The sequence below is a fragment of the Caballeronia sp. GAFFF2 genome, from assembly GCF_023631485.1.
Classification (GTDB): domain Bacteria; phylum Pseudomonadota; class Gammaproteobacteria; order Burkholderiales; family Burkholderiaceae; genus Caballeronia.
Map to the genome: position 1 here is coordinate 812487 of NZ_JALQDA010000035.1, position 26019 is coordinate 838505.

19 protein-coding genes and 1 riboswitch are annotated in these 26019 nt (G+C 61.7%); of the genes, 5 read left to right on the forward strand and 14 right to left on the reverse strand.

The window, feature by feature from the left end; all coding sequences use genetic code 11:
* Positions 1-15: 15 nt before the first annotated feature.
* From NCT04_RS29745 to NCT04_RS29805, 13 genes are all read right to left on the reverse strand, one after another.
* Positions 16-1692, reverse strand: coding sequence for a hydantoinase B/oxoprolinase family protein (locus NCT04_RS29745; RefSeq protein WP_250469438.1), 1677 nt, complete (start codon positions 1690-1692; stop codon positions 16-18).
* On the reverse strand, positions 1689-3818 hold the full coding sequence (locus tag NCT04_RS29750; RefSeq protein WP_250469439.1) for a hydantoinase/oxoprolinase family protein: 2130 nt from the start codon (positions 3816-3818) through the stop codon (positions 1689-1691). Before NCT04_RS29750 ends, NCT04_RS29745 begins: the two co-directional genes overlap by 4 nt.
* A gap of 27 nt (positions 3819-3845) precedes the next feature.
* Positions 3846-5150 (reverse strand): TRAP transporter large permease, encoded by a 1305-nt coding sequence (locus NCT04_RS29755; protein WP_250469440.1) that lies wholly within the window; start codon positions 5148-5150, stop codon positions 3846-3848.
* A gap of 12 nt (positions 5151-5162) precedes the next feature.
* Complete coding sequence (locus NCT04_RS29760; RefSeq protein WP_250469441.1) at positions 5163-5741, reverse strand: TRAP transporter small permease subunit; 579 nt, start codon at positions 5739-5741, stop codon at positions 5163-5165.
* A 47-nt stretch (positions 5742-5788) separates the two neighbouring features.
* Positions 5789-6781: a TRAP transporter substrate-binding protein gene (locus NCT04_RS29765; RefSeq protein ID WP_244830653.1), complete on the reverse strand. Its 993-nt coding sequence runs from the start codon at positions 6779-6781 to the stop codon at positions 5789-5791.
* Positions 6782-6941: 160 nt separating this feature from the next.
* Complete coding sequence (uca, locus tag NCT04_RS29770; RefSeq protein ID WP_250469442.1) at positions 6942-10544, reverse strand: urea carboxylase; 3603 nt, start codon at positions 10542-10544, stop codon at positions 6942-6944.
* Between the two features lie 184 nt (positions 10545-10728).
* On the reverse strand, positions 10729-11370 hold the full coding sequence (locus NCT04_RS29775; RefSeq protein WP_250469443.1) for an urea amidolyase associated protein UAAP2: 642 nt from the start codon (positions 11368-11370) through the stop codon (positions 10729-10731).
* A gap of 16 nt (positions 11371-11386) precedes the next feature.
* Positions 11387-12091, reverse strand: coding sequence for an urea amidolyase associated protein UAAP1 (locus NCT04_RS29780; RefSeq protein ID WP_250469445.1), 705 nt, complete (start codon positions 12089-12091; stop codon positions 11387-11389).
* 14 nt (positions 12092-12105) lie between these two features.
* A complete protein-coding gene (locus NCT04_RS29785) occupies positions 12106-12897 on the reverse strand; it encodes an ABC transporter ATP-binding protein (protein ID WP_250469446.1) in 792 nt (263 codons plus the stop codon).
* Positions 12894-13709 carry an ABC transporter permease gene (locus NCT04_RS29790; RefSeq protein WP_250469454.1) on the reverse strand — a complete coding sequence of 272 codons (816 nt, stop codon included), beginning with the start codon at positions 13707-13709 and terminating at the stop codon, positions 12894-12896. The genes NCT04_RS29785 and NCT04_RS29790 overlap by 4 nt, the downstream gene beginning before the upstream one ends.
* Before the next feature lie 24 nt (positions 13710-13733).
* The gene (locus NCT04_RS29795) at positions 13734-14810 is read right to left on the reverse strand and encodes a putative urea ABC transporter substrate-binding protein (RefSeq protein WP_244830639.1); all 1077 of its coding nucleotides are present in this window, start codon (positions 14808-14810) and stop codon (positions 13734-13736) included.
* 58 nt (positions 14811-14868) lie between these two features.
* Positions 14869-14999, reverse strand: a riboswitch (guanidine-I (ykkC/yxkD leader).
* Between the two features lie 189 nt (positions 15000-15188).
* Positions 15189-15509, reverse strand: coding sequence for a chaperone modulator CbpM (locus NCT04_RS29800; RefSeq protein ID WP_250469456.1), 321 nt, complete (start codon positions 15507-15509; stop codon positions 15189-15191).
* Between the two features lie 6 nt (positions 15510-15515).
* Positions 15516-16469: a DnaJ C-terminal domain-containing protein gene (locus NCT04_RS29805; RefSeq protein WP_250469461.1), complete on the reverse strand. Its 954-nt coding sequence runs from the start codon at positions 16467-16469 to the stop codon at positions 15516-15518.
* 420 nt (positions 16470-16889) lie between these two features.
* On the opposite strand from NCT04_RS29805, the gene NCT04_RS29810 reads away from it, so the two are divergent.
* Both NCT04_RS29810 and NCT04_RS29815 read left to right on the forward strand, forming a co-directional pair.
* Positions 16890-19256, forward strand: coding sequence for a sensor domain-containing protein (locus NCT04_RS29810; protein ID WP_250469462.1), 2367 nt, complete (start codon positions 16890-16892; stop codon positions 19254-19256).
* A 133-nt stretch (positions 19257-19389) separates the two neighbouring features.
* Positions 19390-21075, forward strand: a complete 1686-nt coding sequence (locus NCT04_RS29815) for a methyl-accepting chemotaxis protein (protein WP_284503470.1) — start codon at positions 19390-19392, stop codon at positions 21073-21075.
* A 22-nt stretch (positions 21076-21097) separates the two neighbouring features.
* Here NCT04_RS29815 and NCT04_RS29820 read toward each other — a convergent pair whose 3' ends face one another.
* Entirely contained in the window at positions 21098-22036 is a 939-nt protein-coding gene (locus NCT04_RS29820; RefSeq protein WP_250469463.1) for an SMP-30/gluconolactonase/LRE family protein, read from the reverse strand.
* Positions 22037-22255: 219 nt separating this feature from the next.
* On the opposite strand from NCT04_RS29820, the gene NCT04_RS29825 reads away from it, so the two are divergent.
* The 3 genes from NCT04_RS29825 to NCT04_RS29835 all read left to right on the forward strand — a co-directional run bounded on the left by NCT04_RS29825 (position 22256) and on the right by NCT04_RS29835 (position 26015).
* Positions 22256-23803: a UxaA family hydrolase gene (locus tag NCT04_RS29825; protein WP_250469464.1), complete on the forward strand. Its 1548-nt coding sequence runs from the start codon at positions 22256-22258 to the stop codon at positions 23801-23803.
* Positions 23804-23898: 95 nt separating this feature from the next.
* The gene (locus tag NCT04_RS29830; RefSeq protein ID WP_244830629.1) at positions 23899-25191 is read left to right on the forward strand and encodes an MFS transporter; all 1293 of its coding nucleotides are present in this window, start codon (positions 23899-23901) and stop codon (positions 25189-25191) included.
* 17 nt (positions 25192-25208) lie between these two features.
* Positions 25209-26015: an NAD-dependent epimerase/dehydratase family protein gene (locus NCT04_RS29835; protein ID WP_250469465.1), complete on the forward strand. Its 807-nt coding sequence runs from the start codon at positions 25209-25211 to the stop codon at positions 26013-26015.
* Positions 26016-26019 lie beyond the last annotated feature (4 nt).

Here is a 26019-nt window from a genome sequence, read left to right on the forward strand (position 1 = left end):
GCCAAAAAGCCGGCTTCACGATGTACCCACGGAGCGCGCGAGCTGACGCGCCTGCCGGGGATAGTTGTCGTCGACGAACTGCGCGCTGATCAGCCCGGCTTCGAGGTCGGCTGCAATGTCATCGAGCGATCTGCGATCCGGGTTGCCGTATCCGCCGCCGCCCGCGTCGCGAATCTCCACGATACCGCCGTCTGGAATGAGCACGCGCGCCTTGGGATCGGTCTCGACATCGTCCACGAAGATGAGCCGATGCGCGCCGGCGCCCGCGCCTGCAAATCCTTTCGCGGCTATCTTGGTCCGCGACGCCATGAACGATGCCTCGATGGGATGACCCGTGTCGTTCCTGATGGCGAAGATCTGACCGTTGCCGCCTTGAAACTCGCCGGGCCCGCCCGAGTCTCTGAGTATCTCCTTCTTGAGGAACGTGCAGCAAATCTGCTGCTCCCAGAATTCAACCGAGCCGCCGATGATGTTGGCCGGTGCGGGCAAGGCAGGGCGGCCATCGTAACCTGCTAGCGCGCCGTATCCGCCCGCCGAAAAATAGATCGACGAATAGTGCTTTCCCGCGCGCGTCTGGCCGCGAAGATTCATCTGGAACACCATCCCCGAGTCGGCTTGCACGTCGTCGGGGAAGGCCTCGGCCAGCGCATTGAAAATGAGCGGTCCGACGAAATGGCCGAAGACGTGCCGCGCACCGGTCGGGTTCGGCCTGAGCGCATTGAGAATGCAGTTGTCGGGCGCCGCTATGGTGACGAAATCGAGTATGGCCTGATTGTTGGGAATGCTGGGCGCGACGAGCACTTTCGTGCAGAAGTAGCAGAACGCGCGTGTATAGCAAATCGGCACGTTGACGCCGCGATTCACCACCGGGTCCGTTCCGGCGAAGTCGTACGCGAAGCCGGAGTCGCTCAACGTGACAGTGACGGAGAGCGAGATGTCGGGGAAGTCCTTTCCGCCTTCGACGGGTATGGTCGCCGCATAACTTCCCTTGGGCATGCGTTCGAGCTTCGCGTTGATCGACTTGCGCGTGAGCGCGAAGATCGCATCGGCGGCGTCGATGGTGGTGGACAGCTTGTGCTCCACGAGAATCTTGACGAGCCCTTGCGCGCCGACGTTGCATGCCGCGACATTGCAATAGATGTCGCCCAACACGTAATCGACGGTGCGAACATTGTTTCTGATGAAGTCGAACACGAAGCGATTCTCCACGCCCGCTTCGAAGAGTTTCACGGGCGGAAGCGAGAAGCCTTCCTCGTAGACGTCCTTCGCGACCGAGCCCATTCCCACGCCGCCGACATCGGCAAGATGCGAAACGGTCAGGCAGTATCCGGCAATGCGTCCTTCGAAGAACACCGGTTTCACGACGTTGATATCGAACGTATGTCCCGTGCCGATCCAGGGATCGTTGGTCACGATGATATCGCCGTCGCGCAGAGCGGCCGCGTCGAACACGTCGAGGATATGAGCAAGCGTGCTGGGGCCGGTTCCCGTGAACGACGGCACACTCGTCGCGCCTTGCGCAATCAGCTTGCCGCGTGCGTCGAAGATCATGCACGAGAAGTCGCCGCTCGCGCGCACCATTGTCGAGAAAGCGGTGCGTTCCATGGCCGAAACCATTTCGTCCGCAACCGAGACGAAACGGGACCAGATGATGCCGGCATCGACCGGGTCCATCTTGACTGTAGCATTCACGACTTAAGCTCCGCGATGAGATCCAGCGTCGATGCAATCCGTGCTTCGGCAAACGCTGGAACGTAGATGGTGGTGTCGTTCTCTTCGATCAGTGCGGGGCCTGAGCGTTTCCAGCCAACCGGCAAGGCGTATCGGTTGAAGACGGGAACTTCGGTCCAGACTTCCGTTGCGCCGTCGCTGATGTAACAGGACCTGGGTTCCTTCTCCATCCTTGCTGAAGGCGTGAGCGCGTCGTAGCTGAAGTCGCGCACGGACTTGAGATGCTCGGGCAAGGAGACTTCGACCACCCACGTGCTGATCTCGATACCGTAGTCCGGAAAGTTCAGGCCGAAGATGTCCTTGTAGGCATCGAGGAATCTGGCGCGAATGTTTGCCGCATTCAGATAACGCCCTTCATCGGATATCTCGACGGGCACTTCCGAGTCTTGTCCTTCGTAGCGCATGCCGAGTTTCACGATGGTCCGCGCGCCGCCATCGACGAGCTGGCTTGCGTATGGTTCGGCCTGCACGAGTCGAGCGACTTCTTGCGCGATGACGTCATCGGTGACATCGGCGAGACTCATCTTTCTCGTTTGCTGCAGGATGATCCCTTCGCTGCTCGCGAACTGGCCCATGGCGGAAGCCACGCCCGCGGCGAACGGAAAGATGACGCGCCGGATGGACAGAAGCTGCGCAATAGGCAACGCATGCACGGGCGACGAACCGCCGGTGCAGACCAGCGTGGCGCGCCGGTAGTCGACACCGAGTTCCGCTGCATGCACGCGAAACGCGCGTGCCACGTTTTCGTTGATGGTGCGATGAATGCCGATAGCCGCGCGCTCCACCGAGATGCCCAGCGGCTCCGCGATGTTCTGCTGAATCGCACGCTTGGCTTCAACCCGGGTGGCGTCGATGCCGCTATTGCGGAAGTTCGCCTCGCCGAGAAAGCCGAGGAAGAGATTCGCGTCGGTGACGGTCGCGGCTTGTCCGCCGCGCGCATAGCATGCCGGGCCGGGAACGGCGCCCGCACTCTTCGGTCCGACGGAGATGGCGCCGCGTTCGTCGATCTCGGCGATGCTGCCACCGCCCGCGCCAATCTCGATCAAGTCGAGCGCGGGAATGATGAGCGGAAAGCCGCTGCCGGCTTCGAATGCGCCTTCGCGTGCCACTTCGAGGCCCGCTTGCACATCGACCTTGCCGGAGATGAGGAACGCGCCCTTGGCGGTCGTGCCGCCCATGTCGTAGGCGAGCACGGTATCGTCCACGGCACCGCTGTTTTGCGGCGCCAGCGCATTATGTGCGGCGATCTCTCTCGCGGCGAGAACGCCTGCCGCGGGACCGGACTCGATCAAACGGACGGGCGCTCTGACGCATTGACCGATGGGCAACGGCAGCCCGGACGACGTCATCATCAAAAGGCGGCCATTGAAGCCCGCGTCGGCGGCTCTCGTCTCCAGGCGCTTCACGTACTGACTCAGCAACGGCTTGGTGAACGCATTCACGGCGCATGTCATCCAGCGCTCGTACTCGCCCGAACGCGGGGCCACGGCGCTGGATGTGGAAATGACGGCATTGGGGAAGGCTTCTGCAAGCCAGCTTTCCACCAACTGCTCGTTTGCGGGGTTTTGAAAGGCATGCAGAAAACAGATGGCGAAGTTCGTCACGCCCGTTTCCTCGACGAGACGGCGCACGTCCGCGATGAGTTCAGCTTGGTCGGGTTGCCGCACGAGATCACCGGTGTAGGCAATGCGTTCACGTACCGATACCTTCAACCGGTGTTTGGTCAGCGGTTTCGGAAAAGCCAGCCTCAAGTTCGATACGTTGTAACGATGCTCACGGCCGGTTTCAAGCGTCGTGCCGAAGCCTTCGGTATGCAGCAAAATGAAGTCGTGCCCCTTGCGTTCGATGACGGCGTTGGTGATGACCGTCGTCGCATGCAGGAAGACATCGCAATCCGCGAGGTCCAGTTCCGCATCGCGGCGTAAGTGCTCGAAGCCGGAAAATATCGCTTCTTCCGAGCGTTCGGGCGTGCTCAGGACCTTCGCGGTCGTGACACTTTTCTTCTTGCTGTCCAGCAATACGAAGTCGGTGAACGTGCCACCGATATCGACTGAGATGGCAAACCTAGACGTCATCATATTTTCCATTTATCAGCGAGATACAACAGCGCATGCTCACTTCAAGCCGAGTTGTTCCGGCAACCAGAGCGCGATCTGCGGAAACACGATCAATGCAATGCCGAACAGAATGAGCAGCACGAGATAGGGCAGCGTGGCCTTGGTGATGACGGAGAGCTTCTCTCCCGTGATGCCTTGAATCACGAAGAGATTGAAGCCTATAGGCGGGTGAACCTGAACGATCTCCACCGCGATCACCAGAAAGATGCCGAACCAGATGGCGTTGAATCCGGCTGCGAGAACCATCGGCAGAACAATAGGCAACGTAATGACGATGATCGAAAAGCCTTCGAGAAACGAGCCGAGCAGGATATAGCCGATGAACAGCACGAACAGCAGCGCAACCGGCGACAGGTGCAGTTCCTGCACGAACGTGGCGGCCGCCTGTCCCACGCCGAGAAACGCGGACGCACTGCCGAGAATGGATGCGCCGAGAATGATCAGCGCGATCATGGAACAGGTCTTTACCGCGCCAAGTCCGACTTCCTTCAGCTTTGCAACGCTCAGGTCCTTTTGAAAGCCCGCGATGGCAAGCGCGCCGACCACACCTGCCGCAGCCGCTTCCGATGGCGTGACGAGCCCGCCGTACATGCTGCCGAGAACCGCGCCGATCAATAACGCGACCGGCGCAAGATGTTTGAGCGATGCAAAGCGCTCGCGCCAGGGCATGGTCGCGAAACTTTCTTCCTCGGGAATCAGGCTCTTGTTCCAGGTGGTGTGAATCATGATCCACGCCATGAAGCACGACGCGAGAAGAATGGCCGGTATCAGTCCTGCGGCGAAGAGCTTGAGTACGGAAACCTGCGCCAGCACGCCATACACGATCATGATGTTCGATGGCGGCACGAGAAAGCCCAACGTACCCGCCCCTGCCAGACTTCCCATGGATATCCGCTTGTCGTAGTTGCGGCGATTGAGCTCCGCAAGCGTGACGCGGCCCACGATCTGCGTCGTCGCCGCCGAAGAGCCAGAGATGGCGGCGAAGATCGAGCATCCGATGACATTCGAATGCAAGAGCTTTCCAGGCAGCAAGCTCGCCCACGGCGCGAGTCCCTTGAAGAGCGACGTCGAGATGCGCGTTCGAAACAGAATCTCGCCCATGACGATGAAAAGGGGCAAGGCCAGCAGCTCCTGCGTCGTCATCACGTTCCATGCGTACTGAGCGATCAGCCGGTCGACCGGAATGGACCTGAAAATGAAGAGCGCGAGCGACCCGGTAATGGCAAGCGTCAATCCAACCCATATGCCGATGGACAGGCCGCCGAACAGCAGCACGGCCATTGTCGTGAGTATCGTTCCCATGTGTCTCAGCCTTCAATGAATCAGGTTCTTGTCTTCGACAGGCTCGTCCAGAAACAACTGGCCGAGGCGGGCGAGTAACTGCAGCGCAAGCAGCATCGCGCCGAACGCGACGAATGCCTTGGGTATCCACAAGGGCGTGCTGCTGGCAAGCGAGCGTTCGTCGGTGAGAAACGCCTGATACGAGAAGTGCGTCATGGCGACCGAGAAGAACGCCGCGAACGCGAAGCCCGCGGCCGCCGATACGCATTCGAGGCCCTTGACGACGCGAGGCGATGCGTTCGACAACAGCACCCTGACGCGGATATGGCCGCCTGCGCGAAGCGTGAGCGCGGCGCCGAACGTGAAGGTCACGGCCATCAGATACGAGCTGTATTCCCATGCGATGGGTATGTCCTTGGGCAACCAGCTCACCACGGTCGACAGCGTCCGCACGACGATGCCGGCAATCATCAAGAGACATAGCAGGCAGAGGCAGAGGGCGCCGAGCCAGCCATCCAGACGGGCGAGCATATCGATGGAGAACAGCGCCTTCTGCACGAACGCACGTCCCTTCGAACTCTCGACATGCGCGCTTGTGTCGATGTTTTCCATGGGCAATGACTCCGCTGTGACCGTGGTTTTCGAAGAGCGGATGCGGCTCACTGCTTGCCGACCGCGGTCAGATAGCTTTTGAGGAGTGGCTTGGCGGCGGGCACCGCGTCCTCGAAGGCGGTCCAACTCGGCTTGCCCTTGGCGGCCATGGCGTCGCGCACGGCCGCGGGCGGCGTGTAGATCTCCATGCCCTTCGCCTTGAGGGTCTCGAAGTTCTTGCTGTCTTCCGCTTTTGCCGCGTCCCAGAACACGGGTTCGAGTCGTGCGACGACGTCTTCGATAGCCTTCTGGTTTTTCGCACTGAGCTTGTTCCAGGCGTCGAGATTGACCGACACGCCTTCGAAGTTCGATTGCCAGTTGACGACGTTGCACGCCTTCTGGAAGTCCCAGAACTGGCCATCCACGGCAGACGATGTCGATGTCGACACGCTATTGATGACGCCCGTCGACAGCGCGGGCACGACTTCACCCCAGGGAATCTGCGCTGGCGATGCGCCAAGGCTGCGGAAGAAGTCGCTGCCGTTGCGGTCGGTCGTGCGGATCTTCATGGTCCTGAAGGTGTCCGAGTTCGACAGTTCGACTTTGGAAAAGACGTTCTGGCCGGGCCAGGGAATGGTGAGCAGCAGCTTCTGATTGAACTTCTTGAATTCGGCGTCGTAGTAGGGCTTCGAGACGGAGCGGAAGGTCTTCATCTCATCGAAACCGGATACGAGATACGGTACCGACGATGCCCCGAGAATCGGCGATATGCCGACTTGCTGCGCGAACTGAAACGACCCGATGGGCACGAGTCCATCGCGAATCACGCTCAACATTTCCGGGCCCTTGAAACCGAGTTGCCCGCCCGCGTGAATGTTGATCTTCACTTCGTTGTTGGTGGCGGCGGCCACTTCAGCCGCGAACTTCTCGTCCAGTTTCGTCTGGTAATTGCCCGGCGCATTCGCGGTGGCGAAATCCCAATCGACGGCAAACGCAGGAGTTTGCAGCGTGAATGCGGCGCTCAGCGCGAAGAAAGCACCTAGTCTTTTCAGTCCGTTCATTTGAACCCTCTGCGAAGTGAATGCGGTCGCGGCGTGGGTAGCCGCGTGTTCTCAATCCGCGTTCAGATTAGATTCGCAGGGGGAGGGCTGCCAGTTCAAAAAAAAAATGACATGTTGAATGAAATTCAACGGGGACTTGCGGCTTCCTTGGCTACGACATTCAGACGTTCCCGATGATCGCCACGCGCTGTCCCGCCTTCACGGGCGTGCCAGGCGCCACATGAATATCGGCGACGATGCCCGCGCAGGGCGCGCACACGGCGATCTCCATCTTCATCGATTCGATCACGAACATCACGTCGCCCGCCGCAATGCGCTCGCCCGCCTTCACGCGCACCTGCCAGAGATTGCCCGCGATCTCGCTGTCCACCGCGGTCTGACCGTCTTCGAGCGGCACGGTCTCGCCTTCGGTTACAACCGGAGGCTCGAAGCTCTCCTGCGCTTGTCCCGCTTCACGCCAACGCTCGCGTTCCGCTTGAAACGCGGCTTGCTGACGGGTGCGGAATGCATCGATACCAGCCGCCTCGCTTTTCAGAAACGCCTCGTAGTCGGAGAGAGACAGCTCTGTCTCCTCGATCTTGAGCGGATAACGTCCAAGCGGAAAATGCTCGCGAATATGCAGCAGTTCATCGGCCGGGACTTCGTAGAAGCGGATCTGATCGAAGAAGCGCAAGAGATACGGACGGCCCGCGAAATCGGCAATCGCGCGATAACGGTTCCACATCTGCAACGTGCGCCCGACGAACTGATAGCCGCCCGGACCTTCCATGCCATAGACGCAAAGATACGCGCCGCCGATGCCAACGGAGTTCTCCGCGGTCCATGTACGCGCCGGGTTGTACTTGGTCGTCACCAGCCGATGGCGCGGATCGAGCGGCGTTGCAACTGGCGCGCCGAGATAGACATCGCCCAAGCCCATCACGAGATAGCTTGCGTCGAAGACGATGCGCTTGACGTCATCGATCGATTCGAGGTCGTTGATACGCCGGATGAACTCGAGATTGCTCGGGCACCACGGCGCATCCGGCCGCACGGTGGTCATGTACTTGTCGATGGCCAGGCGGCAAGCGGGATCGTCCCATGACAAAGGCAAATGCACGATGCGCGAAGGCGCGCGCAAGTCCTTTTGCAACAACACGCGTTGCCACGTCTGCGCGACCGTATCGAGCAACGTTGCAAGCGGCAGGCGCTCAGGCTGATAGTGAACCTGCAGCGAGCGGATGCCGGGCGTTAGATCGATCACGCCGGGCAACTCGAGCGCTTCGAGCGATTGCATCAGCGCATGGCCACGAAAGCGCAGGACGAGGTCCAGTTCCGCGGGGCCGAGTTCGAGCAGCAAGTGCGTATCGCCCGACACACGCGCAACCAGCCGGTCGTGATTCGCGCCGATGTCCAGCACGATGGGCGATGTCAACGCGCGTCTTTCAGCGCTTGCAGGCGGTGTTTCAAGCGGCTCAAGCGTCTTCAATTCGACGAGACGCGCCCGTGCCGCCGCGCGCGCCTCATCGATCTGCACAGGCACGAAACGCACCTTGTCGCCCGCCTTCAACTGCCCGATCTGCCACAGGTCCGCTTCGATGATCGTCACGGGACACACGAAGCCGCCGAGGCTCGGGCCATCGGGACCCAGAATCACAGGCATGTCGCCAGTGAAGTCGATCGCGCCGACCGCATACGGATTGTCGTGAATGTTCGACGGATGCAGTCCCGCTTCGCCCCCGTCCTCGCGCGTCCATTCGGGTTTCGGTCCGATCAGGCGCACGCCGGTACGGCTCGAATTGAAGTGAATTTCCCATTCGGTGTCGAGAAAGGTCTCGATGTATTGCGGACTGAAGTACTCCGGCGCGCCATGCGGACCATAGATCACGCGCAGTGTGCGAACCGGGTCGAGCGCGGGCGTGAACGAAAGGCGCACGCCATGTGCGCGATCCATCGAGGGATGCAGATGCAGTACATCGCCCGCGCGCAACGCACGTCCGCCGTGGCCGCCGAACTGACCCAGCGTGAACGTGCTGCGGCTGCCGAGGTACTGCGCGACATCGAAGCCGCCACGCACGCACAAATAGGCGCGTGCGCCCGCTCCACGAATGGCACCAAGTGCGAGTGTCGCGCCTGACGGAATGAAGAGCGTCGTGTGCATCGGCTGCTCGATGCCATCGACGGTCACGCTCAACGCCGCGCCCGTGATAGCGATCACCGCGTCCGTATTGAAGCGCAACGTGGGACCGCTCATCGTGATTTCGAGCGCGGACGCATCCGGCGAATTGTCGAGAAGCCGGTTCCCAAGGCGTAACGCTCGATCATCCATTGGGCCCGAGGGCGGAATGCCAACCGCCCAAAATCCGAGTCTGCCGGGAAAGTCCTGAACCGTGGTCTGCGTGCCGCCGCTCACGATCTCGACGGTGCTCGCGCGATACTTGAGCCCTTCGAGACAACGCGTCCACGGCTCGCCCGAAGCGAACGGCGTGTCGTCGATGATCTGCCGCAGATACACGCGATTGGTCTCCACGCCGTAGATGCGCGTGGCATCGAGTGCTTCGGCGAGCGCGTGGCGCGCGGCTTCGCGTGTCGGTTTCCACGCGATCAGCTTCGCGAGCATCGGATCGAAATAGGGCGGCACTTCGCAGCCGGCTTCGATCCATGTGTCGATGCGCAGCGCGCTACCATCCGCTTCGGGAAACGCGACCTCGGTCAGCAAGCCAGGACTCGGCTTGAAATCGCGGCCAGGATCTTCTGCATAGAGCCGCGCCTGTATAGCGTGACCAACGGGCTTCAACGCGGCGCCGAGTTCGTCGAGCGGCGCAAGCGTGCCTGCCGCGAGTTCGATCATCCACTGAACGAGATCGACGCCCCAGACTTGCTCGGTCACGCCGTGTTCGACCTGCAGCCGCGTGTTCACTTCGAGAAAATAAAACTGCGCGGCACCGCTGTCGTATACGAACTCGACCGTCCCCGCCGAACGATAAGCCACCGCTCTGGCAAGCCGCAACGCCGCTTCGCACAATGCCTCTGCCATGCCATCGGGCAACGAAGGTGCGGGCGTTTCTTCGAGCACTTTCTGGTTACGCCGCTGCACCGAGCAATCGCGGACACCGAGTGCAAGCGCGTTGCCGCGGCCATCGCCGAAAATCTGCACTTCGAGATGCCGCGCGCGTTCGATGTACTTCTCGATGAACACGCCCGCATCGCTGAAGTTGTTTTGCCCGAGGCGCTTCACCACGTCGAACTGCGCGGCGAGTTCATCGGCATTCCAGCACACGCGCATGCCGATACCGCCGCCGCCCGCCGTGCTTTTCAACATCACCGGATAGCCAATGCGCCCAGCCGCCTGCAACGCGGCTTCGGCGTCTTCGAGAAGGCCGGTGCCTTCGAGCATCGGCACGCCTTGCTCGGCCGCAATGGCGCGAGCCGTATGCTTGAGCCCGAAGGCGCGCAATTGCGCGGGCGTCGGTCCTATGAACGCGATGCCGGCTGCTTCGCACGCTTCCCCGAATAGCGCGTTTTCCGAGAGAAAGCCGTAGCCGGGATGGATGGCCTGCACGTTTTCGCGGCGCGCGATCTCGAGGATCTTCGCGACATCCAGATACGTGGATGAAGCCGCGCCCTGACCGAGCGAATGCGCGATGGGCGCTTCGCTGACGTGGCGGCTCGCGAGATCGGCTTCGCTATAGACCGCGACGCCTGCTATATCGAGCGAACGCAAGGTACGAAGGATGCGGCACGCAATGGCACCGCGATTGGCAATCAGGACTTTGTCGAACATGACAGGGGCGGATGCGTCGGCGGGTCGTCCCGTCGATTGAAAGATGCACGCCGGGGTCGTCCCCGGCAGCGTCCTCAGACTTTCGTTCGATGAGACTTTAGCGAGTCGCACGAACAGGCGCCGAGTCGTCCCGCGCGAATCATCATCACGAGATAGAACCATTCACGCAGGCGGTTCATTCGCATCATTCCCATATCAGTAACTCCGCGGGTGTCGGGTTGTAGGCGTTGCAGGGGTTGTTCAACTGCGGGCAATTGGAGATGAGCACGATGACGTTCATCTCCGCGCGCAGTTCGACGTATTTGCCGGGCGCGGAGATGCCGTCTTCGAACGTGAGTCCGCCATCGGCTGTCACCGGCACGTTCATGAAGAAGTTGATGTTCGGACTCAGGTCGCGTTTGGAAAGCCGTCCGTCGTGCGCGCAGGCGCGTAGGAAGTTGTCGCGGCAGCTATGCATGTAGCGCTTTTCGAGCGCATAACGAACGGTATTGCTCTCCTGAGCGCATGCGCCGCCAAGCGTGTCGTGACGGCCGCATGTATCGGCAACGATGGTCAGCATCGGGTTGCCGAGGTTCGAATACAGCACGGTTCCCGTCGTCAGATAGAGGCTCTTCTGGCGGCGCAGGGTGCGTTGCGGATCGAAACGTTCGCGCGGGTCGTCGAGGCTGTAGAAGAGCGTATCGACAGCCTGATTGCCTTCCATATCGCGAATGCGCAGCGTCTGTCCGGCCTTCAGTTCCTTGAGCCACGGCTCGCCGGCGCCGAGCGTTTCGCGGTGGATCGCATCTTCTGCACGGCGGTCGCTGGCGGTGAGGTAGGTCGTCATGTTTGTCGGTCTCCGCTCAAAGATAAAAGCGCTCGGTGTTGATGAAGCCACGCACGTTTTCCTCGCACGAAGTGCGGCAGAGTTCAGCCACTTCTCGATCCGCATTTGCCAACGAGAGCTTCACGGGTTGCGGCGCATAGTTCGCGTTCGGATCGAGCGGATGCTGAATTGCGGTGAGCACGACGAGCGTGTTCATCGGCGCATAGAGCTCGACGTAATCGCCGGGCTTCGAATTGCCGCTGACGAAGGTAAGCGCCCCCTGGTCCGTCACGTCGACGCGGCTGAAGAGATTCAGCGTCATCAAGAGATCGGAGAGGCCGAGATTCCATTTGCCCATCTCGACAAGCAGGTTGTCCACACCATTGCGATAAAAGCCGTTACGCAGTTCCTGATAGCGTCCCGCGCCATACTTCTCATGCACTTCCCCGGCATTCGATACCCCGCCGATGCTGTCGTGCCACCCGCATGTATCCGCGATGATGGCGGCAAGCACGCGGCCCATGTCGGAGTAGAGGCAATGGCCCGCGCTTAGTTTGGCCGTGTGCTGGCACTTGAGCGTATCGGGCAGATTCAAGCGTTCGCTTTTTTCGGCAGCGTTGAACATCATGATGCTGACGTTCGCGCCGCCATCCATATCGGTCAGGCGCAACGACTGTCCCCGCTTGACGATCAGCGACGCATGTCCGCCGCCGGGAACGGTTTCTTCGAGTAGCAAGTCCATCTTCCTGGGTTCCTTTAAGCAGGTATCGCTTCCGCACGCGCGGCGCCTTCGACGGCCGCCCGTGCAACGTGGATCGACGAAGCCGAGTCGCGGCTATGGTCGAGCGGAATGTTGTAGGTGATACGCGCGCCATACGCGCCGGGCGCTTGCGGATCGACACGTACCTTGTCGAAGACGAGCACGCGGCTGCCGAGCGTGAAGCCTTCTTTCAGGTCGTGCGTGACCATGAAGATGGTCAGGCCCGACTCGCGCCAGAGCTTGAGCAGCAGTTCGTGCATGTCGCGGCGGATGCCCGGATCGAGCGCGCCGAAGGGTTCGTCGAGCAGCAAGATGCGCGGCTTCATCATGAGCGCCTGCGCAATGGCAAGACGCTGCTGCATGCCGCCTGAAAGCTGATGCGGATACTTGTCGAGCGCGGCGGCAAGACCGACGCGTTCGAGCATCGCCACGGCTTCGTCGCGTGCAGCCTGTCGACGCGCGCCGAAAAGACGGCCCATGAGCCTCGACTCGCGCAACTCGTGACCGAGCATCACGTTGCGCACCACGCTCAAATGCTCGAACACCGAATAGCGCTGAAACACGACACCGCGATGCGCGTCCGGTTCACCCGGCAGCGGTTCGCCATCGAGCAGGATCTCGCCGCGTGTCGCGCGTTCCTGACCGAGCAGAAGGCGCAGAAACGTGGACTTGCCGCAGCCCGACGCACCGACCATCGAACAGAATTCGCCTTTTCCAATCTTGAGATTCAGGCGTTCGAGCACGACCTGGTTGCCGTACTCTTTCCACACGTTGCGGACTTCGATCATCTTGCGCCTCCGCCGTACCAGGGAAACGCCCACAGCGTGATACGGCGCAGGCTCTCGTCGATAAGCCACGCGAGCAGCGTGATCCACGCGACGTAAGGCAGGATCACGTCCATCGCGAGATAGCGGCGCACGAGAAAGATGCGGTAGCCGAGGCCGTCGACGGATGCGATCGCTTCCGCCGCGATGAGAAAGAGCCACGCCGAACAGAGCGCGAGACGCAGTGCGACAAGCAGGCGCGGAATGAGTTGCGGCAGGATCATGCGCAGCATCAGCGTCCAGCTCGTGGCGCCGAGCGTCTGCGCCTTGACCCACAACTCGTCGGGAATCTCGCGTGCGCGCTGCTGAAGATCGCGGATCATCATGGGCGTAATGCCGATCACGATCAGCACGACCTTCGACAACTCGTCGAGGCCGAACACGATGAAGAGAATGGGCAGCACCGCGAGCGGCGGGATCATCGAGACGACAGTGATGAACGGCGAGAGCGTTGCGGTGACGAGCGGAATGCTGCCCGTCACGATGCCCGCGACGAGCGCGATCACCGCGCTCACCACAAGCCCGATGCCAAGGCGCTTAAGGCTTGCGAGCGTATCGGTCCAAAGCAGATATTGGCCCGTGCGCTTGTCTTCGGTGAAGGCGAACTGAGTGATCGCCTCGCTCATCTGGCTCGCGCTTGGCAGCACCTTGTCGCCGGGATTGTCCTTGAGCCGCAGCGACGAGCTGGTGAAGTACACCGCCAACAGCACGATGAACGGCATCAAGAGCAGCAGCATGGCGCCGCTCTTGCTCGGGTGTCGGTTGATGAGTCGCATCGCGCAGCCTCCGGTTCGCAGGCGTTAAAGCTTGCCGTCGGCGGCCATGCGCACGTAGGTCGGATCGAAGCGCAGCTTGACGTTGCTCTTGCTGCCGACCACGACGCCCTTGTCGAACGCCATGCCGATTGCGTCCGCGCTCGGCGCGCCTTGACCGAGCAGACCGTGATCGAACGAGAACTTCGCGACGCGCGTCATGGTGCGCGGCAGTTCGGGACTCGTCGCGAAGTCGAGCGCGGACTTAGGCGTGTAGAAGAGCGCGGTGGTCGAGAGCTGGCCCTTGAAGCCCGGCAGATCGGTGCCGGATGCCTTCGCCATCGCGTTGAGGGCGGCGGTGCTGTCGGCGCTGTTGGCGCGCATCAGCGACATCATCTCGAACCATGCGCCCGTGAGTGCCTTGCCGAGTGCCGGGTTCTCTTGCAGTGTCTTCGTGTTGACGACCATCATGTCCATGATCTCGCCGGGAATCTTGCTCGAATCGAAGACTTCGGTCACATCGGGCTTGGCCTTCAGGTCGGCGAGCATGGGATTCCAGGTGACGGCCTGCTTCACGGCGGGTGTCGCAAACGCGGCCGAGATATCGGCATCCGATGTGTTCACCACCTTGAGATCGCGCTCGCTCATGCCGGCGGATTCGAGCGCGCGGGCAAGCAGATAGTGCGATACGGAAAACTGCACGAGGTTGATCTGCTGACCCTTGATGTCGGCGATCTTCTTGCCAGTGCCCTTTACGAGCACGCCGTCGTTGCCGTTGGAATAGTCGCTGACGATAAGCGCGGTCGAGTCCACGCCGCCCGCGGCGGGAATCGTCAGTGCGTCCATGTTGGTCATGGCGCAGCCGTCGAACTTGCCGGCCGTGTACTGATTGATCGACTCGACGTAGTCGTTGAGCTGCACGACATCGACATTGATGCCGTATTTCTTGGCCCACTTGGAAACGATGCCTTGAGTTTTCGCTTCGCCCCACGGCATCCAGCCCGCATAGATGGTCCAGCAGACCTTGAAGTCCTGACGACCGGCGGCGAACGAGGAAGAAGCGGTGGAAGCAAACGCGGCGAGAGAGAGGGCGGCGATGCCGATGAAACGGGATAGCTTGCGCATGAGGTTGACCTCGAAGGGGTTATCGACGGCGGGGAGCGGCGCGACTCTCGATCGCGTTCTCTCCCGGGCTTTTATCCCGCCGTGTAACCTCGCGCAGAACTTTGAGGTCGACAACTCTCGGACCAGCATCGCGCGTATGGATCGTCCCTCATGGACGCTACGCGGATCGGAACCCTAGTTATCTATTGCAAATTGTTGGTGCTAAACCGGATGAAGCGCCGGCTCCTTGCTGTAGCTATAAGCGATAAGCGTGCCATCGCAAATGAGCGCATGTTTCATGGATTCAGCCATGCGTGTGCACCAAATCCGGATGATCGGCGCACCATCGAAGCGCTCGTGCGACGTTTCGGGGAAAGGCCGCACGAAGGCTCATGCGTATCAACCGCGGTCGCCGTAGCGTGCGAGGCGCGAGCGCAAGGCATCGATCTGATCGAGCAGATCGAGTGCAAGCGCCACGCCTTGCGCGTTCAGTTCGAGATCGCTGGTCAGTCGTTGCGCGGTCATGGCGCGGCGCAACGACGTGCCGCTGAAGCGCCATTCCTCGATACGCGCACCTCGCGGCTCGAATGCGCCTTCTTGCACCCAAAGCGCGAGCTGATCTTCCGAAGCGCCCGTGATGCGACATAGTTCGATCATCGTGAACTCGACGTGCTCCTCGACGATATCGCCCTGCAGATAAACCGGCTCGTTTTCATTCATGATGGTTCACCCATAAAAGTGCGCGCGCGGATCGAAGTCGAACGCATCGCGCATGGCGTGATAGGCAGCCTTCCTGGCGTCGGTATCGGCGGGAGGCAGCACGATGCCGAGCATGACGTAGACATCGCCGGGCGGATTGCCGGGAATGCCTCGACCGCGCAACCTCAAACGTCGTCCGGCGGCAGACCCGGCCGGAACGGTCACGGTCACATCGCCGGATGGCGTCGGCACGACCACCTCTGCGCCAAGCGCGGCTTCCCATGGCGCAAGCGGCAATTCGACGGTGACGTCGCGGCCGTCGACGGTATAACGCTTGTGCTTGTCGACCGTCACTTCCAGATAGAGGTCGCCTGGCGGCGCATTGCCCGAACCGGCGCCTCCCTGACCCGCGAGGCGCAGGCGCTGGCCGTCGAGAATGCCCTTCGGTATCGTCACATCGAGCGTGCGCGTTTGATACGTCACGCGTCCTTCATCGTTGATGACGGGCATTTGTAGCCTGAAGGTGCGCTGCGCGCCGGTGTAGGTATCTTCCAGGCTGACCGCGACGCTTGCATGATGATCCTCGCCCGGCCACTCGGGCATGCGCGACCGTGTCCCATGCCGCGCGCGTGCGCCGCCGTGCATGCCGCTGCGTGCGCCGAACAGGTCGCTGAAGAAGTCGTCGGCGTCTTGCTGACTTTCGCCACCGCGATACTCGAAGCCATCGCCGACATCGGGACGCGGACGGATCTCGTCGCCATCTTTGAGCCCGGTGCCGAGGGCATCGAACGCGGCGCGCTTCTCCGGGTCCTTGAGTACCTGATATGCCTCGCCCACTTCCTTGAAGCGCGCTTCGGCGTCCGCGTCCTTGTTGAGGTCGGGATGAAACTTGCGCGCGAGTTTTCTGTGAGCGGTCTTGATTTCCGCTTCGCTCGCCGTGCGCGGAACGCCCATGACCGCGTAGTAGTCTTTGTATTTCATGGTTAGCCCGGATGGTCGATCATTGGTCCCGGTTCGCCGACGCGACGCGTAGTCGCGACGCCGATGCGTCCCGTTAATATACAAGCATGTTTGCTGGAGCGTGTCATGGGTGAACGATTCGAGCGCGCAGAAGCGGCTCGACGAATGGCCGCACGCTCGTTTCGAAGCACATGCACGGGCGTCCCTCGGACGAAGAGGACGCACCGGCGCTTCACGTATCGGTAAGGCACGCTTGGAGCCTTGTTCTCGCACCTTCCCTGAAGGCTCCATCGCCCGCACCTTGTATTTCTTCGTCCGCACAGGGCTAAAGCATTTGCACTTGTGCGTCGTAAACCAGGAATCGCCTGATCGGCTCCATCAAGCACGAGGCTTGGTCGACTCGTCCACCACGTCCACCGAAAGCCTGGTTTTGCAATGCCCATGTCCCATCATTCCACCCAGGGTTCAGTCGACCGCGCACGGTCGGAGACTCGATCCGCGCAGAACCAGGGCTTCCTGTCGTTCTTCCTGAAAACTCAGGCACGTAGCGCAACTTTTTCCTCTGCCTGCGTCGTGCAGCACATGCTCGGTGCGGTGGGCGCGTTCGCGCTCGTTTATTGGCCACTCGCGTCCGTGTCGAACGTTGCGGCGTCGTGCGTCGGCGTCTTTGCCGGCGGCGTCGTGCTGACGATCGGTCTTGGTCGTGCATGCCGCGCCGCCGGGCGCGAGAATGCCACCCGCGCGCTTGCACGGGCGCTGTTGGACGCGAATCGCGAATGCCTAAAGCTGCTGGACGAAGAAGGGCGCATGTTGCGCATCTCCGAGCATGGCGCGCAGTTGATGCAGGCGAGCGGCCCGGAACAGCTTGCCGGCGCCGACTGGCTGAGCTTCTGGTCGAACGATGACGCCATCGCCGCTCGCAGCGCATTCGCCGCCGCGCTGCAAGGCGCGCGCACGTCTTTCACTGGCGCGTGCCCGACGACGACAGGCGAGCCGAAGGTATGGCAGTCGCGATTGATCCCTATCGAAAACGGTAGGGGTGGCGTCTACGGCATTTTGTGCGCGTCGCTCGATGTCACTCAGGAAGCCGACCTCGCCGCCGATCTGCGCGCGAAAGACGCGCTGATGACCGAGATGGAAGCGCACGCCGGTCTCTGCTTCTACTCGTATAGCGCGGATTTCAGCCACTTCCATCGGTTGAGCGAAGGCTGCGCGTCCCTGTTCGGCGTGGACGCGCCGACGCTGCTGGAACGTCCGCAAGCGTGGATGGATGTCGTGCTGCCCGAAGACCGTCCGCAAGTCGAAGCCGCGATGCGCCGCATCGTCGACACCGCGATTGGCGGGCGCGTGCAATACCGCATCAAGCGGCCCGGCGGCGGCGTGCGTTGGGTGCAAAGCACGGGTTATCCCGTGCGCGATGCGGCGGGCGGCGTGGCGCGCATCATCGGCATCAGCGAGGACATCACTGCGGAGCAGGAGCGTGTCGCGGAACTGGACCGGCTGGCTTTCTCGGATTCGCTGACAGGGCTCGCGAATCGCGTCGCGCTTTTGCGGGCCATCGAGGAACGCTGCCGCGAGGACAACGTGTTCGCGCTGATGTTCATCGATCTGGACCGCTTCAAGGTGCTCAACGACACGCTCGGCCATACGGCAGCCGACCGTCTGCTCAAGTCGCTGAGCGAAGTGATTCAGGCGGCGCTCCCGGCCGATGCCTTTCTTGCGCGACTCGGCGGCGACGAGTTTGCCGTGCTGATCGACGAGGCACGCGACAAGGAACGGCTTGCGAGCATCGCGCGAATCATTCTCGGCGTGCTCGCACAAACAGGCGATGCGCCTCGCGCCGGCGCGTTCGTCACCGCGTCGATCGGCATTTCAGTGTTCCCCGAGAACGGCGCCGATCACGAGACCTTGCTCACGAGTGCGGACATTGCGATGTATGCCGCGAAGAAGGCCGGGCGCAACGGCTTTCGCTTCGCCGACAAGGACGCAAGCAAGCGTATCGTCGACTTCAACCTGGAGCGCGACCTGCCCGCCGCGCTCGCCAACGACCAGTTCGTGCTGCACTACCAGGCGATTCACGAGCCGCATTCGCTCGCGGTCCGCAGTGTCGAGGCGCTCATCCGTTGGAGTCATCCAACGCGCGGTGTCGTCTCGCCGGGCGTGTTCATTCCGATTCTGGAAGAGAGCGGCTTCATCATCGAGGTCGGCGCGTGGGTCATGGAAGACGCGCTTCGGCAGCTTGCGCACTGGCGCAGAAACGGTGCGAGCGCGCTCAGCGTCTCCGTGAACGTGTCGGCGCGGCAGTTGCGCGATACGGCTATCGTCGATGTCGTCGATAACGCCTTGCGCCGGCACGGACTGCCGCCGTCGAGCCTGCAAGTGGAACTGACCGAGAGTGCGTTGATGGAGAATGCAGAGCTCGCGCAACGCACGCTCTGTGCGTTGAAGGAACTCGGCGTGCGCATCGCCATCGATGACTTCGGCACGGGCTATTCGAGTCTGCGTTATCTCGCGGATTTCGCGCCGGATACGCTCAAGATCGACCGTTCGTTTGTCGCCCGCCTGGAAAGCGATGCCGCGACGCATGGCATCGTGTGCGGCATCATCCAGATGTCGCATGCGCTCGGCGTGAGCGTCACGGCGGAAGGTGTCGAGCGCGCAACGCAACTGGACATGCTGCGGCAAGCGCAGTGCGACTTCGTGCAAGGTTACTTGCTGAGCCGGCCGGTCGCGCCGGAACTCGTCGTGGGACTTTCGACGCTCGTGCCCGAGCCGAGCGGTGTCGTTGCAGCGGGCGCCGTGACGTAGCAGCGGCCGTCATACCTACATCCTCATTACAGTTTCCCTGCTTCACGCCGATAAGAAGGTGGACAAGCTTGCAACAGGCGTCGATAAGCATCGCGCCTCGTCTCCACCTACGACCACTCTGGAAGCAAAACGAATGAAGAGCCTGACAATCCGGGCGCGGCTCGCGCTCACCATGATTTTTCTTGGCGTGCTGCTCAGCTTGTCCGTGGGAATCGGTCTATACGGCATGGCGACCATCAAGGCGTCCGCAAGAGACGTGAGTCTGAGCACGTTGCCCTCCGTCAACGCGCTGGGTGTCTCGGACGTGTACCTGAACCGCGCACGCGTGCTGCTCGACCGCTTTGCGCTCGACCGCGAAGGCACCGGAGGGGAAGACCTGCGCGCTCGCGCCGAGAAAGCGTTGGCCGATTCGGACGAGTGGTACAAGAAGTACGATGTCATCCCGCGTGGCGCGGACGAAGACGTCCTCGCGAAGGACGTGGTCGAAGGCCGCGCTCAAATGCGCAAGGCAGTCGAAGGTTTTGGCGCCGCCATCGAGAAACGCGATCAGGCCGAGATCATTCGCTATGCACAGAAAGACGTGCCCGATGCCTACAATCGCACGAGCGATGCCTTCAAGAAGCTGAAGGAATTCCAACTCATCGACGCAGCCCGCCAGGACGAGGAAAACGACAGCAGCTACGCAACCGTGCGTACCGTTGGCTTCATCTCGCTCGTCGTGGGTATTGCGGGCGCGGCTTTCGGTTGGTACTTCCTGCGTCGCGCGATCATGTCGCCGCTCGCCGATGCACTCGAGCATTTCGAGCACATCGCGGCAGGCGATCTGACACGCACGGTCACGATCAAGACCCACGATGAGATGGGCCAGTTGCTCTCCGGCGTCGCCGCCATGAAGGAGAAGCTCGCGGCAACCGTCGGCTCTGTCCGAACGAGCAGCGAGGCCATTGCGAGCGCCAGCAAGCAGATTGCAGCGGGCAATACCGATCTTTCATCGCGTACCGAACAGCAGGCCGCTTCGCTGCAGGAAACGGCCGCGAGCATGGAAGAACTCACCGCGACGGTCAAGCAGAACTCCGAGAACGCGATGCAGGCAAGCGGCCTCGCCGACAACGCGAACGCCGTCGCCAACGAAGGCAGCGCTATCGTCGGTCAGGTCGTCGAGACCATGGCGGGCATCGAACAGAGTTCGGCCAAGATCGCGGAGATCATCGGCATGATCGAAGGCATCGCCTTCCAGACCAACATCCTTGCGTTGAACGCCGCGGTCGAAGCCGCTCGCGCTGGCGAGCAGGGTCGCGGCTTTGCCGTCGTCGCAAGCGAAGTGCGCAGCCTCGCGCAGCGTTCGTCGAGTGCCGCGAAGGAGATCAAGGAGTTGATCGAGACGTCGGGCGGCCGCGTGCAGGCGGGCACGGAACTCGTTGCCCGCGCGGGTGGAACCATGCAAAAGGTCGGCACGGCGATACAACGCGTGACGGACATCATGGGCGAGATCGCGTCGGCATCGCATGAACAGACGCGCGGTATCGAGCAAGTGAACCAGGCCATCTCGCAGATGGACGAGGTCACGCAGCAGAACGCGGCACTCGTCGAAGAAGCGGCGGCAGCGGCTGGGTCGCTGGAAGATCAGGCCGAGCAATTGCGCACGACCGTCGCCGTGTTTCGCACGGGCCAGGCTGTCGTTGCCGCGAGCCGTGCGAACGCAGCGCCGGTGCACCGTCCTGCGCCCGCGTCGATCGTGAAGGCCGTTAAGCCTGCCGCGCCGAAGAAGCGCGCAGAACCCGCGGTCGCAGCCGGCGACGGCGACTGGGCCACGTTCTAAGCGATGAAACAGGGCGCTCGCGCTAAACGTTCGCGACGCCCTGCGTGTTCACGTACACCGAATAGATCGACTGCGACGCCGCCATGAAGAGACGGTTGCGCTTCGGTCCGCCGAAGCAAAGATTGGCGCATCGCTCGGGCAGGGCGATGCGTCCGATCGGCTTGCCCGCAGGCGAAAGAATCATCACGCCGTCGAGTTCGTCGCTGCCCATGCCCCAGCCGCACCACAAGTTGCCGTCGACATCGACGCGTATGCCGTCCACCGTTCCCACGCCCGCGTCGTAAAACACGCGTCCCCGGCCAATACCGCGCCCGTCCTCCGACACGTCGTACACGTGGATGAGCTTGTTCGGCACGCCGCGCGATTCGGTCACGTAAAGCAGTTTCTCGTCGGCCGAAAAACACAGACCGTTCGGTCCTTTCAGATCCGCCGTTACGAGGCTCGCTTCGAGCGTCTTTGCGTCGATGCGATAGATCGAATGCGGCAGTTCCGGCTCGGCCTTGTTGCCTTCATAGTGGCCCCAGATGCCCATGGGCGGATCGGTGAACCAGATCGAACCGTCGGACTTGACGACGACATCGTTAGGCGAATTGAGCGGCTTGCCATCGAACGATTCCATCAGCACGGTCATGCGGCCGTCGTATTCCGTGCGCGTGATGCGTCGCCCGTGTTCACACGTGATGAGCCGTCCTTGCCGGTCACGCGTGTTGCCATTCGCATGGTTCGATGCAGCGCGATACACGCTCACCGCACCCGTTTCCTCCTCCCAGCGCAGCATGCGGTTACTCGGGATATCGCTGAACAAGAGGAAGCGGCCATCGCCGAACCAGACCGGACCTTCCGTGAACCGAAAGCCCGTTGCAAGCCGCTCGACCGCGGAGAACGCCACACGATAGCGATCGAAGGATGGATCGAGCGAAATCACGCGCGGGTCGGGATAGCGTTCGGTCTGTTGCCACATGACATGTCTCCTTGTTATCAGCGTCGGCGCGGCGGCGGTTCCGGCGCTCCCGGTGTCTCAGCCCGCAGATTAGCGCGCCGGACTAAAAAATTTCTTGCTTCTCAAGCAAACCATAGCAAATCCCCGATCCGTATGATTGGCGCAGCGAGTGGTCCATCCAGTACTTCATGAAGCGGTCCATCAGGCGCGTACTCGCGGCGCATAACTTATACGAAACCCATGATCGAGCAGTCCGAAAAGCGCGTCGCCGGCCCGGTGATCCGTCTTCATTCCAATGACAACGTCGTGATTGCCCGCACGGATGTAGCGATGGGCACGCGCGTGGATGCCGAAGACTTCGTGAGCCGAAGCCAGGTCACGGCAGGCTACAAGATCGCCGCCCGCGCCATCCGGCAAGGCGAGCCGATCCGCAAATACAACGTGGTGATCGGTTTCGCCGCCGCCGATATCGCACCGGGCACGCTGGTTCACGGACACAACGTCGAGTTCCGCGACTTCGATCGCGACTACGCCTATGGCGAGGACTATCGCGCGGTCGAGCAGTTGCCCGTCGGGAAGCGCGCGACGTTTCAGGGCATCGTGCGCGCGGATGGCAGCGTGGCGACGCGCAATTACATCGGCATTCTCTCCACCGTGAATTGCTCGGCCACGGTCGTGCACAAGATCGCGGAATGGTTCACGCGCGAGCGACTGGCGGATTACCCGAACGTGGATGGCGTGGTGGCGTTCAGCCATTCGATCGGCTGCGGCATGGAGATGAGCGGCGAGCCCATGCAACTGCTGCGCCGCACGATGGCCGGCTACGCGCGCCACGCGAATCTCGCGGCGGCACTTATCGTCGGACTCGGTTGCGAACGCAATCAGTTGCAAGGCCTGCTCGATCAGGAGCATTTGAGCGCAAGTTCGCGACTGCATATCTTCACGATGCAGGAAACCGGCGGCACGCGCAAAACCATCGAGGCGGGCATTGAAGCTGTGAAGGCGTTGCTGCCCCGCGCCAACGACGTCACGCGCAGCACGGTCGATGCGAGCCATCTGAAGATCGGCCTGCAATGCGGCGGTTCGGACGGCTTTTCCTCGATCAGCGCGAATCCCGCGCTCGGCGCCGCAATGGACATTCTCGTGCGCCACGGCGGCACCGCCATCCTGTCGGAAACGCCCGAGGTCTATGGCGTCGAACATACGCTGACGCGCCGCGCCGTGAGCCGCGCTGTGGGCGAGAAACTTGTGGATCGCATCCGCTGGTGGAAGGAAGAATATTCGGTCGGTCGCGATGTGCAGATCAACGGCAAGGTGAGTCCGGGCAATCAGGTCGGCGGCCTCGCCAACATCTTCGAGAAATCGATCGGGTCGTCGATGAAAGGCGGCACCACGCCGCTCATGGAGGTGTATCGCTACGCCGAGCCCGTGACGCAAAACGGCCTCGTTTTCATGGATACGCCGGGCTTCGATCCGGTCTCCGCGACCGGACAGATCGCGGGTGGCGCGAACCTCATCGCGTTCACGACAGGGCGAGGTTCCATGTTCGGCGCGAAGCCCGTGCCATCGATCAAGCTCGCCACCAACACGCCGATGTATCGCCGTCTCACCGAGGACATGGACCTGAATTGCGGCGCCATTCTCGATGGCGAAGCGAGCATCGAAAGCATGGGGCAGGTCATCTTCGACGCGCTGCTCGCCACCGCTTCGGGCGAGCGCAGCAAGAGCGAACTGCTCGGCCTCGGCGATCACGAATTCGTGCCGTGGCAGATTGGCATCATGAGTTGAGAGTGAGGATCTAGACGCGACAGCATCGGCAAGGCAGGACCTTCGCGGCCGAGGGCTTCATGGCCGCTCCATAACTAAAGCAGTCAAGGAGACATATGAAGACCGGCAAATACCGCTATGTGGTCGCGGGCCTGCTATTCACGGCAGGCGCGATCAACTACATGGATCGCGCGGCGCTCGGCATCGTCGCGCCCATCGTTGGCAAGACGCTCGATCTTTCGCCCTCGCAACTCGGCATCATCTTCAGCAGCTTCTTCATCGGCTATTCCATCTTCTCCTTTCTCGGCGGCTATTTCTCCGACAAGTGGGGCACCGTGCGCGTGTTCACTTACGCCATGGGCATCTGGTCGCTGTTCTGCGGACTCACAGCGGCCGCGACGGGATTCGTCTCGCTGCTCGTATGCCGCGTGTTCTTCGGCATTGGCGAAGGGCCGATGAGCTCCAATACGAATCGCACGATCTCGAACTGGTTTCCGCGTCACGAGACCTCGACGATGATCGGTTTCACGTTCTCCGGACAGACACTCGGCAATGCCATTGCGGGACCGGTGGTCGGTCTGATCGCGTATGCGTTCGACTGGCGCACGTCGTTCATCGTGATCGCCGTGCTCGGCTTTCTGTGGCTCGTGGTGTGGCGCATTTTCGTGACCGACAAGCCCGCGCAAAACGCGCGCGTGCGCGATGACGAACGTCGCATGATCGACGAGAGCCGTTCCATTGCCGAAGCCGCGAACGTGGAGGACGACGGCATGACGCTCGGCGCGTATCTGCGCCGCCCAAGCACGCTCGCGCTCGGCGCGGGTCTCTTCGCCGTGAACTACACACAGTACGTGTTCATCTCGTGGTTGCCGAGTTATCTGACCAACGTGATGCATCTCGACCTCAAGCAGATGAGCATCATCACGTCCATTCCGTGGATTTGCGGCGCCATTGGTTACTTTGGCGGCGGGCTGGTAGGCGACTGGATTTATCGTCGCATGGACGATCCCGTGAAGGCGCGCAAGCTCGTCGCGACGATTCCCCTCGCGCTGTCCGGTGTCGCCGTGCTGTGCATCACGTCGGCCACTTCGCTCGTGGCGGCGGTCGCGCTCATCGCGGCGGCGCTCCTGTTCCTCACCGGTTCGTGCCAGGCCATCTGGGCAATTCAGCACGAGATTCTGCCGCTGCATCGGCAGGGCGGCGTGGGTGGCTTCATCCACTTCTTGAGCAACCTGTCGGGCATCATCGGACCGGCGCTGACAGGGGTTCTCATCCAATACTTCGGCGGCTATCACAGCGCGTTCTTGTTCGGCGCGCTGATCGACTTCACCGGCGTCATCGCCATGGTGCTTTTCGTGCATAACCGTCGCGCATCCGAACTCGGCATCGCAAGCCAATCCTTGCGATAAACACGGAGAGACAACGCATGAAACGGGTTTTGATCACGGGCGCGGCCGGACTCATCGGCCGCGTGCTACGCGCCGGATTCGCGGGCCATTACGCGCTACGCCTTGCGGACATCGCGCCGCAAGCGAGCGCGGGGGAGCATGAGGAGATCGTCACTGCCGACATCACGCGTCCCGAGCGCTTGCGCGAGATCATGCAGGGCGTCGATGTGGTCGTGCATCTCGCGGGCATTCCCGACGAGGGCACGTGGCAGAAGATCCGCGACATGAACATCGACGGCTGCTACAACGTCTTCGAGGCGGCGCGCGAGGCGGGCGTGAAACGCGTGGTGTTCGCGAGTTCGAATCATGCGGTGGGCTTCCATCGGCGCGACAGGATGATCGACGACACGGTCATGGTTCGTCCCGACAGCCGCTATGGTGTGTCGAAGGCGTTCGGCGAAGCGCTCGGGCGTTTGTATGCCGACAAGTACGGCATGTCGGTGGCGTGTTTGCGCATCGGTTCGTTTCGTCCCGACGACAAGCCTACCGAGCCGCGCCACCTTTATTCGTGGATCAGCCATCGCGACATGGTGCAACTGACGCGTCGCGCTATCGATGCGCCGGACTATCACTTCGTCATCGTTTATGGCGTGTCTGACAATGCGCGCAATCGCTGGAGCAATGCGAATGCGCGTGCGCTCGGCTATCGACCGGAGGACGACGCGCAGATGCATGCGCTGGAAATCTCCTCATCGCGCGAAGCGGAAGACGCGACCGAGGCGCTGTTTCATGGCGGCTTCGGTTGTCTTCGCGAGTTCGAGGGAGACACGCAGCGCATCGATTGATACG